This window comes from Oleiagrimonas sp. (assembly GCF_027858935.1).
Taxonomy (GTDB): Bacteria; Pseudomonadota; Gammaproteobacteria; order Xanthomonadales; family Rhodanobacteraceae; genus Oleiagrimonas.
This window is the reverse complement of the sequence record NZ_JAQIBU010000262.1, coordinates 1-9,239: the sequence shown is the minus strand read 5'-3', so window position 1 is coordinate 9,239 and position 9,239 is coordinate 1. Positions and strand designations below refer to the sequence as shown.

General features: G+C 63.4%; 10 protein-coding genes and 1 tRNA gene. 5 read left to right on the top strand and 6 right to left on the bottom strand.

The annotated features are described in order from the left end of the window. Together PF446_RS09645 and trmB are read right to left on the bottom strand one after the other, a co-directional pair. Positions 1–1,793, bottom strand: a 1,793-nt coding sequence (locus tag PF446_RS09645; protein ID WP_298071214.1) for an SLC13 family permease, incomplete at its 3' end; no start/stop codon positions are given. Between the two features lie 168 nt (positions 1,794–1,961). Continuing rightward, a complete protein-coding gene (gene trmB / locus PF446_RS09640) occupies positions 1,962–2,678 on the bottom strand; it encodes a tRNA (guanosine(46)-N7)-methyltransferase TrmB (protein WP_298071212.1) in 717 nt (238 codons plus the stop codon). Positions 2,679–2,951: 273 nt separating this feature from the next. On the opposite strand from trmB, the gene PF446_RS09635 reads away from it, so the two are divergent. From PF446_RS09635 to PF446_RS09625, 3 genes are all read left to right on the top strand, one after another. After that, positions 2,952–3,025 (top strand) — tRNA-Gly (locus tag PF446_RS09635). Between the two features lie 310 nt (positions 3,026–3,335). Then, complete coding sequence (locus PF446_RS09630) at positions 3,336–4,022, top strand: response regulator transcription factor (protein WP_298071211.1); 687 nt, start codon at positions 3,336–3,338, stop codon at positions 4,020–4,022. Next, entirely contained in the window at positions 4,006–5,304 is a 1,299-nt protein-coding gene (locus PF446_RS09625) for a HAMP domain-containing sensor histidine kinase (RefSeq protein WP_298071210.1), read from the top strand. Before PF446_RS09630 ends, PF446_RS09625 begins: the two co-directional genes overlap by 17 nt. 24 nt (positions 5,305–5,328) lie before the next feature. Here PF446_RS09625 and PF446_RS09620 read toward each other — a convergent pair whose 3' ends face one another. The 4 genes from PF446_RS09620 to metF form a co-directional block, all read right to left on the bottom strand. After that, the gene (locus PF446_RS09620; protein ID WP_298071213.1) at positions 5,329–5,919 is read right to left on the bottom strand and encodes a GGDEF domain-containing protein; all 591 of its coding nucleotides are present in this window, start codon (positions 5,917–5,919) and stop codon (positions 5,329–5,331) included. A 36-nt stretch (positions 5,920–5,955) separates the two neighbouring features. Beyond that, positions 5,956–6,879, bottom strand: a complete 924-nt coding sequence (locus PF446_RS09615; protein ID WP_298071209.1) for a branched-chain amino acid transaminase — start codon at positions 6,877–6,879, stop codon at positions 5,956–5,958. Between the two features lie 66 nt (positions 6,880–6,945). Next, positions 6,946–7,476: a DUF4124 domain-containing protein gene (locus PF446_RS09610; RefSeq protein ID WP_298071208.1), complete on the bottom strand. Its 531-nt coding sequence runs from the start codon at positions 7,474–7,476 to the stop codon at positions 6,946–6,948. A gap of 54 nt (positions 7,477–7,530) precedes the next feature. Next, the gene (gene metF, locus PF446_RS09605) at positions 7,531–8,352 is read right to left on the bottom strand and encodes a methylenetetrahydrofolate reductase [NAD(P)H] (protein ID WP_298071207.1); all 822 of its coding nucleotides are present in this window, start codon (positions 8,350–8,352) and stop codon (positions 7,531–7,533) included. 136 nt (positions 8,353–8,488) lie between these two features. On the opposite strand from metF, the gene PF446_RS09600 reads away from it, so the two are divergent. Continuing rightward, positions 8,489–8,818 carry a metalloregulator ArsR/SmtB family transcription factor gene (locus tag PF446_RS09600; protein WP_298071206.1) on the top strand — a complete coding sequence of 110 codons (330 nt, stop codon included), beginning with the start codon at positions 8,489–8,491 and terminating at the stop codon, positions 8,816–8,818. Next, positions 8,806–9,239: arsenate reductase ArsC (locus PF446_RS09595; protein ID WP_298071205.1), on the top strand; the 434-nt coding region annotated here is incomplete at its 3' end. The genes PF446_RS09600 and PF446_RS09595, both read left to right, overlap by 13 nt.

The window sequence follows — 9,239 nt, the reverse complement described above, 5'->3', positions numbered from 1 at the left end:
ACCAGTGTGGCAATCAGCATCAGCGCGGTCAGCGGCAGGCCTGCACGCAGGAAATCACGCGAACGGTAGCCACCGGGGCCGGCCACCATCATCAGCGCAGGGTGACCGGAACTGATCAGGAAAGTGTTGGACGAGGACAGCGCCACGAGCAGTGCATAGGCGGACGGATTGCCACCGGTGGCCACCGCCACGCTGATGGCGATCGGCACCATCATCACGGTGGCGCCGACATTCGACATCACCTGCGAGAACAACAGCGTCAGGATGGCAATGGCCGCCTGCATCGACCACTGCGGCGCACCATGCGAATAGAGCAGCACTTCCTGGGCCAGCCAGGCGGCGGCGCCGGTGGAGTCCATGGACCAGCCCAGCGGGATCAGGCATGCGGTGACGAAGATGGTCTTCCAGTTCACCGCGCGATAGGCCTCGTCCATGTTCAGAACGCCCGAGAGCAGCATGCCGATCGCGCCGCTCATCATCGCCACCGGCAGGTCCAGATTGGTGAACAGGGCCAGACCCATGGCCATCAGGAAAAAACCCAGCGCCTGCCACAGCTTGCCCGGACGTTGTTCGGTCTGCGGGATGTCGGTGATCACCACCAGGTTGCGGTCCTGCTGCGTCATCACCAGGTCGTTCCAGTGGCTGTGCAACACCAGAGTGTCGCCGGCGCGCAGGCTGATGCTGCGGATGTCCTCGCGGAAGACCTGGTCGCCACGGTTGACCGCGAGCACCGAGACCCCGAAGCGTTTGCGCAAGTGCAGTTCGCCGATGCGTTGCTTGACGAAGTTGGAGCTTGGCGGCACCACGGCCTCGGAAATGCCGGCGCGGGCCGGGTTGAACAGGTCGCCGAGTTGGCGCATCCGCGTGGATACCCGGCATAGCTGCAGGTTGGCAAACTCGGCGACTTGTTCGCGTGATCCGAGGACGCCAAGCACGGTTCCGACCCAGATCATCTCTTCGGCCGGGGGCGCCATGCGTGATTCGTTGCCGTTCTTCATCGCCAGGATCAGCGGTGCGCCGTGCAACTGCTCCACTTCAGCCACGCTCATGCCGACCAGCGCACTCTCGGCGGTCACGGTCAGCTCGGCCGGCTCCCCTACAATGCCGTAGGTCTCGGCAAAGTAGCTTTCGGTGCGCCCCGGGGTGACTTTTTGCCGGTCGTCCTCGCGCGCCGGCAGGAGGCGTTTGGCAAACAACGCGAAATAGGCGATGCCAATCAACGCAAGCGTGACACCGATTGGTGTCACGCTGAACAGACTGAATCGCGAGATGGTATGCGCGCCTGGCGGCAGGTTGCGGTTGGCGCTGGCGATCAGGTCGTTGAGCAGGATCAGCGGCGAGTTGGCAATCAGCGTGGTGTTGGTGCCGGTGAGGATGCAGAAGGCCATCGGCAGCAGCAGCCTTGTCAACGGCACACCGGTACGCGCCGAAAGGCGACTGGATACCGGGATCATCAGCGCGGCCAGGGCCTGGCTTGGAATGATGGCGCTGAAGGCGCTGGTCACTCCATTGACCACCATGCCGAGGCGCGACTCGCGTCCTCCCGACATGCGCATTACGAAGCTGGCTGCCTTGGACAGCGCGCCGGCGCGATCCAGTCCCGCGCCCATGATCATGATGGCCAGGATCGCAATCACCGCGTTGCCGGAAAAACCCTGGAACACCTGGGTCGCCGGCATCAGTCCGGTCAGTCCGATCACGACCACCACCAGCAGCGCCACCATGTCGGCGCGGATCCACTCCAGCACCAGCATGATCATGGTGAAGGCCACAAGCCCGAGCACCAGGATCATGTCGGGGGTGAGGGTCAGGCCAGCGGCTGTACTTTCCATGGAAACGTCGTCGTAATCTTGCCGTTGGGTTCATTGGGCGTCGCGTGTGTGCGGCGGTGGAAACAACAGGTCGGGTTAGAACTGGGCGTTCAAGGATCTACCGCACGGGTTGCGTGGAGATTGGAAACTTCATCCGGTGCGTTCATACACGAGGTCGCGAACCTCGTGCCCCAGACGCCGTCCGCGACGTTCGAAGTGGGTCTCGATGCGCCACGGCGGGCAATCGGAAAACACACCCGGTCCGCACGTGTTGCGCCAGCGGGGTGCCGCCTCCATGACCTCAAGCATATGACCAGCATACTCGGCCCAGTCGGTGGCCAGGTGCAAGAGGCCGCCAGGGCGCACGCGTGATGCGACCAGAGCCACGAAATCCGGCTGGATCAGACGCCGCTTCTGATGGCGTTTCTTGGGCCACGGATCGGGGAACCACACGCGGACCTGGTCCAGGGTTTCGCGGGCGATTTCCTCACGCAGGACCTCAACGGCGTCATGTCGATACAGGCGCACATTTTCCGTTCCGGACGTCGCCAGGGTGTTCATCAGGCGTCCGACGCCCGGGCGGTGCACCTCAATGCCTAGATAGTCGCTGCCCGGGTCGCTTGCAGCCGAATACGCGAGAGCCTCGCCATTTCCGAAGCCGATTTCCAAGATGTGTGGGGCGTGGCGCTCGAAGGTTGCATCCAGGTCCCGCAGATCACCGCTGTAGTCCAGGCCATAGCGCGACCAGTGATTATCAAATGCTCGTTGCTGGGCCGGGGTGATGCGGCCTTCGCGCAGCACGAAACTGCGTACCGGGCGTCGGCGGTCGGCGTCACGGTGTTCTCCGTTAGCCTCGGTTTCAGTCATCGGTCGCTCCGATATACGGCGTGGAGCATGGGCATGGGCATGGCTGGGTGGACTCGGGTCGAGATGTCGAAGCATGGAATGACGGTCTAGCGACGCCACCCGGTCGGGACCCATGACATGCGTGGCCCTGGCCGATGCCGATCTGCCGCACGGACCGGAACCCCATGCACCCATTGTAGCCGAGCCAGCCGCTTGTGTTTGCCGGTCCTGTGCGATGCGACGAAGCGCAAGGCTTGCGTGCGCGTTGCAAAACCGATGTAATCGTTATCCCGCGCGGGTGTAGTTCAATGGTAGAACCTCAGCTTCCCAAGCTGATGACGTGGGTTCGATTCCCATCACCCGCTCCAGTCTCATCATCATGCTGTTGTTGTGAGTTTCCGCTGCGGTTCTTCCTTAACGCTAGTCTTCCCGTTGGTTAACAGTCAATTAAAGCGACTGGGGCTACAACGGTGTTGCCGTGGTGCGCGACACGCCTTCCCCAGGCGGCTGATTTGCCGCCGCGGCAATCGGGGCAGCAACTTGGGCCCGGGCGAGAGACGACTTCCCCCAGCGCCTCCAGCCCGGGCCTTTTCTTGCGTGGTCTGCCGGTGGCGCGCGATTCCCGTTAAGCTTGGACCCTGTCGGCCGTGCGGCCGGGGCTGTACCGAGGATGCCTGCATGCGTGTATTGGTGATCGAAGACAACAACGATCTTGCAACCAACATCGGTGATTACCTGGAGGACCGCGACCATGTCGTGGACTTCGCCGGCGATGGCGTGACCGGGCTTCACCTTGCCGTGGTGCACGATTTCGACGTGATCGTGCTGGATCTGACGCTGCCCGGCATGGACGGCCTGGAAGTGGCGCGCAAATTGCGCCACGAGGCGCACAAGCAGACGCCGATCCTGATGCTTACCGCGCGCGACGCGCTGGAGCAGAAACTGACCGGGTTTGAATCCGGCGCCGATGATTACATGACCAAGCCGTTCGCGCTGCAGGAGCTGGGTGCGCGCCTGGAAGTACTGGCGCGACGCGGCAAGGGTCCGCAGAGCCGGGTGCTCAAGGTGGCCGATCTCACCTACAACCTCGACACGCTGACGGTGACTCGGGCTGGGACCTCGATCCAGCTCAACCCGATTGGCCTGAAGTTGCTCCAGGCGCTGATGGACGCCAGTCCATCGGTGGTCACGCGGCATGACCTGGAGCAGAAAGTCTGGGGCGAGGAACTGCCCGACAGCGACAGCCTGCGTGTGCATATCCATGGGCTGCGCGCCTCCATCGACAAGCCGTTCGAGAAGCCGCTCATCCACACGCGTCACGGCATTGGCTATCGGATGGTCGACCCCGATGCGCTCCCGACGTAGGCTGCGCACTCGCCTGATTGTCTCGTTCGCGCTGTTCGGCTTCGGCCTTACGGTGCTTTTTGCTCTGGCCGCCCTGTACGTGCGCGCCAAGGTCGAGGATCAGTTGGTGGTGAAGGCGTTGCAGCACGACGTCGACCAGGCCGTCGAGCACGTGCATCGCAACCCCAACCAGCGCGCGGCCTCGGAATTGCTTGAGGCATGGATGTGGAGCAAGCGCACGCTGTACAAGGCGCCGCTGGCCTGGCAAAACCTTTCCAGCGGCGTACACGACATCACCGAGGTGGGTGCCGACGGACGTACCCACCACTACAAACTGGCCGTGCAGCGCAAATACGGGCTGATCGGTTTCATCCGCTACGACGTCAGCCGCGACGAGAAGGGCAAGCGCCAGTTGATGGCAGGGCTGGTGGCCGCAGTCATCGTGTTCAGTCTGTTTTCGCTGGCGTTGGGCATGTGGCTGTCGCGGCGGGTGCTGCGGCCGGTCACCGAACTGGCCGCGCGATTGCGTGAGTTCCGTCGTGCCGGCAAGGCCGAGCCGCTTGCGCCGCATGTGGCGGACGACGAGGTCGGTGAGCTGGCGCAGGCGCTGGACGAGTACGCCGAGCGGTTGACCGCGCTGGTCGAGCGCGACCGTGAATTCAATTCCGACGTCAGCCACGAGCTGCGCACGCCGCTGGCCGTGATCTCCAGCACCACGGAGCTGATGCAGTCCTCTCCGGATCTCAACGACAAGCTGCGTGAGCGGCTCAAACGCATCGAGCGCTCTTCACGCCAGGCCACGGAGATGATCGAGGCGCTGTTGTTGCTCTCTCGCGCCGAACGCCGCGGGCCGACCTTTGGCGAGATCACCGATGCCACCAGGATCGCCGTGGACGTGATCGAGAGTCAGCGCCCGCACATGCGCGACAAGCCCGTCGAATTGAAGCTGCGCGACATGCAGGCGCTGCAGGTGGACGCGCCGGCCTCGGTGCTGGCGGTCGTCCTGACCAACCTGGTCGGCAACGCGGTGAAATACACCCAGCAGGGCGAAGTGGTGGTGTGTATTCTCGAGGACCGCATTGTCATCGAGGATACCGGCCGCGGGATCAAGGCCGAGGAAGCCGAGGCACTGTTCCAGCGAGGCACGCGCGGTGAGGGCGCCAACGGCAGCGGCGCCGGCCTGGGCTTGGCTATCGTGCGCCGCCTTTGCGAGCTGTATGGCTGGCACGTCACCATTCGCCCACGTGAGGACGTCATTGGCGTCGTCGCCACGGTTCATTTTCCGCACGCACATCGTGCCTGACCCATCACGGATGCTGGTCTCGAGCTAGGCCGATACCGGTGCCGCCTTCGGCGCGCCGACGCCCGTCCCCGCGATAAGCTGATTGCGTCCGGCGTGCTTGGCTGCAAAGAGCGCGGTATCGGCCTCGATCAGAAGAGGCTTGGGTGCATAGCCGGTCATGTCGGTGCAGGCCAATCCGATGCTGGCGGTAATGGTGAGGGTGGCCTGCTCATGCACCTGCACGCAGGTGTTGGCGATAGCCTGGCGGATGCGGTTGCCGATCGCGATGCCTTGCGTACGCGCACAACTGGGCATCAGGATGCCGAATTCCTCGCCACCCAGGCGCCGGAACACGTCCGACGCGCGCAATACCGATTGGCATATCGCGACTGCATTCTGGAGGACCGTATCACCTGAGATGTGCCCATGCAGGTCGTTGACCCGCTTGAAATGATCCACGTCCACGATCAGCACGCAAGCCACGTCATGCGACTTCTCCAATCGCTGCAGTATGCGTTTGCACCGAGCGAAGAAATGCTGGCCATTGAAGGCGCCTGTGAGATCATACTGGCGCGCCCGCGCGTTCGCGCGGTGGCCGGCTCGGATGCGGACGGTTCCATGGTTGGGTACTAGCAACAGGTGTTGCAACAGCGCCTCTTTGGACGGCCACGCTCAGGCACCGACTGGTTCCAGCCAGCCGCCAGGATCGGCCACGCTGCCGTCGAACAGTCCAAAGTACAGGGCCTGCATGCGCGCGGTGACTGGGCCGCGCTTGCCGGGTCCAACCTGTTTGCCGTCGACCGAGCGGATCGGCGTTATTTCGGCGGCAGTGCCGCACATGAAGACCTCATCGGCCAGGTACAGATATTCGCGCGGCATGTCACGCTCGACGACCTCGATGCCGTCGGCACGAGCCAGTTTCATCAGGGTGTCGCGGGTGATCCCGTTGAGGATCGCGGCGCTGACCGGGGTGGTGTACATGATGCCGTCGAAGATCAGGAACAGGTTTTCGCCCGCGCCCTCGCTGAGCAAGCCTGTGGAGGCCAGCGCGATGCCTTCGCCAAAGCCCAGCCGCCGCGCTTCACGCGCGATCAGTTGGCCGGACAGATAGTTCCCGCCGGCCTTGGCGCCGGCCGGGATGGTATTGGGCGCAAACCGCTGCCAGCTCGACACGCAGGCGTCGATACCGTTCTCCAGCGCTTCCTCGCCCAGATAGGTGCCCATGGCCCAGGCCGCTACTGTGACCTCGGTCGGGCACTCGGCCGAAAGCGACAGTCCGCCGAGGCTTCGAAACGCCAGCGGGCGCAGATAGGCCTTTTTCAGGTCATTGCGCTTGATCACTTCATGGCAGGCGTCGCTAAGCTGCTCGATGCTGTAGGGCATCTGCATGTCATAGATACGGGCCGAGTGGAAAAGGCGACGAAGATGGTCTTGCAGGCGGAAAATCGCTGCCCCATCCGGCGTCACATAGCTGCGAATGCCCTCGAACACGGAGGAGCCGTAGTGCAGCGCGTGTGCCATGACATGCACGGTCGCATCCTTCCAGTGCTTGATTTCGCCTTCATGCCAGATCCATTCGGGGTATTCCATCGCCATGTTCGTTTCTCCTCGGAAAATCAGTCCATGATAGCCGGAGGCGAAACGTGTGGCATGTGCTGGCGGTCAGGGTCGCAACCACAGGCAACCCGCCCGGTCCGCTACGGCAAAACCGAGCGGAGCCGTACCTGCGGTGCCGGCGCCACCCAGCGCGATGCGCATGTTGGCTTCGGGGACGGGTTCGGCGCTCGTCGAACTTGTTGCTGGATAAGCGGGGACAGGCGGGTAGGGCGTTTCACCGTCAACCACGTCCAGCAGTGGCCTGCGCATGAGCTTGCGGAACCAACGGATCCGTCGTACCGCCTCGTGACCGCTGAAGCCTTGCCACAGCATCAGGCCAGCCAGCGCATTGGCATTATGGTTGTCGAAGGCGTCGGCCACCCGTGTACGCAGTGCCTTGCGGGTTGCCGGGCAGTCATGATGTGACCGCGCATGAACCGTGCCGGCGCCGAGGGCATCCATGCTGGTGCAGGGTTGGTCGGTGAACACCGGCGTGCCGTTGGCCGCGATGCAATGATGTATCGCGTCCTGCGCCCGGCACAGGGGTGCTGCAAGCAGCAACAGCGACAGCAGCAACAGGTGTAACACACGCAGCATGTCCACAGCCTGCCATGGTAAAGATGCAGCAGGGGTGAACGGGATGGGGGCCGTTCAGCCCAGGCGGTCGATTACTGCCAGTGTGGCTACCGCGCGATTGAGCGTATACAGGTGCAACCCCGGCGCGCCGCCATCCAGTAGCCGGCGACACATGTCCGCGACAATGTCCGCGCCCAGATCACGCACGCGCTCGGCGTCATCGCCATAGGCCTGCATGCGCTTGCTGATCCAGCGCGGAATCTCCGCGCCACAGGCCTCGGAAAAACGCTTGAGCTGGGTGAAGTTGGAGATCGGCATGATTCCCGGCACGATCGGTACCTCCACGCCCGCCATGCGCGCGTCATGGACGAATCGAAAGTAGGCGTCGGCGTTGAAGAAATACTGCGTGATGGCACCATTCGCGCCGGTGTCGACCTTGTGTTTGAAGTGGTGCATGTCCACCAGTGCGTCATCGGCCTGCGGATGCGTCTCCGGGTAGCAGGCCACCTCGATGCGGAAATGGTCTCCAGAGTGTTCGCGAATGAAGGCCACCAGCTCGGATGCGTAGCGGAAGTCCCCCGGACCGGCCATGCCCGAGGGCAGGTCGCCGCGCAATGCCACCAGTCGGCGGCAGCCCATGGCCTTGTAGTCGTCCAGCAGTGCGCCGATCTCGTCGCGGGTGCCGCCCATGCACGATACGTGCGGTGCGGCGTCCAGTCCGGCTTCCATCAGCGCCTTCACGGTATGCGGCGTGTAGCTCAGCGTCGAACCTCCGGCACCGAAGGTCACGCTGGCGTACTCCGGTTGCAAGGCGCTCAACCGCTTCAGCGTGGTTTCGAACTGGTCCCGCTGGCTTTCGGTCTTGGGCGGAAAGAATTCCAGTGAAATAGTGGTCACAACGCGATACCTTGGTTATTCATCTTTCTATCAAGATGAAAAGAATAATCGCGTAAATACGGATGCTGTGCAAGCCGTTTCGCCGCATCAATCTGGCGTGCTTGACGGCTTCTTTAATTTCCATGATTCTAGAAATATGAAATCATCAAATGCCCTGGCCTGTCTCACCGCGTTGGCTCACGAACATCGCCTGGACCTGTTCCGCCTGCTGGTGCAGGCGGGCAGCGAGGGCATGACGGTCGGCAAGCTGGCCGGTGCCACCGGACTGGCCGGCGCGACCCTGAACCATCATCTCAACCAGCTGCGCCATGCCGGACTGGTCGAGGACGAGCGACGCGGCCGGCGGATCCAGTGCCGCGCCAATTACGCGCGCATGAACGACCTGCTCGGCTTCCTGACCGAGAACTGCTGTGTCGGCTCCCCGGCCGACGCAGCATGTGCTGGAGACACGGCATGTCGAGTGTGAACGTCCTTTTCCTGTGCACCGGAAATTCCGCCCGCAGCGTGATGGCCGAGGCCCTGTTGAACGTGATGGGTGCGGGGCGCTTCAGGGCCTGCAGCGCCGGCAGCCATCCCAGCGGTGTCGTGCAGCCCATGGCCGAGGCGCTGGCGCGCAAAGCCGGTTTTGGCGGTGAATTGCGCAGCAAGGCGTGGGACGAATTCGAGCAGCCGGGCGCGACAGTCATGGACGTGGTCATCACCGTCTGTGACAACGCCGCTGGCGAGACGTGTCCGGTGTGGCCCGGGCATCCGGTGACCGCCCACTGGGGCATACCCGATCCGGCAGCCGTCCAGGGTAACGAGGACACGCGAACAGGCGCCTACCTGCGAGCCTGGACCATGCTGCGCCGACGGGTGGAATTGCTGCTGGCCCTGCCCATCGAAAA

Coding starts and splice junctions, on each gene's coding strand:
- PF446_RS09625 (WP_298071210.1), top strand. CDS start 4,006: ATGCGCTCCCGACGTAGGCTGCGCACTCGCCTGATTGTCTCGTTCGCG.
- PF446_RS09610 (WP_298071208.1), bottom strand. CDS start 7,476: ATGCTGCGTGTGTTACACCTGTTGCTGCTGTCGCTGTTGCTGCTTGCA.
- PF446_RS09615 (WP_298071209.1), bottom strand. CDS start 6,879: ATGGCGATGGAATACCCCGAATGGATCTGGCATGAAGGCGAAATCAAG.
- PF446_RS09630 (WP_298071211.1), top strand. CDS start 3,336: ATGCGTGTATTGGTGATCGAAGACAACAACGATCTTGCAACCAACATC.
- PF446_RS09600 (WP_298071206.1), top strand. CDS start 8,489: ATGAAATCATCAAATGCCCTGGCCTGTCTCACCGCGTTGGCTCACGAA.
- trmB (WP_298071212.1), bottom strand. CDS start 2,678: ATGACTGAAACCGAGGCTAACGGAGAACACCGTGACGCCGACCGCCGA.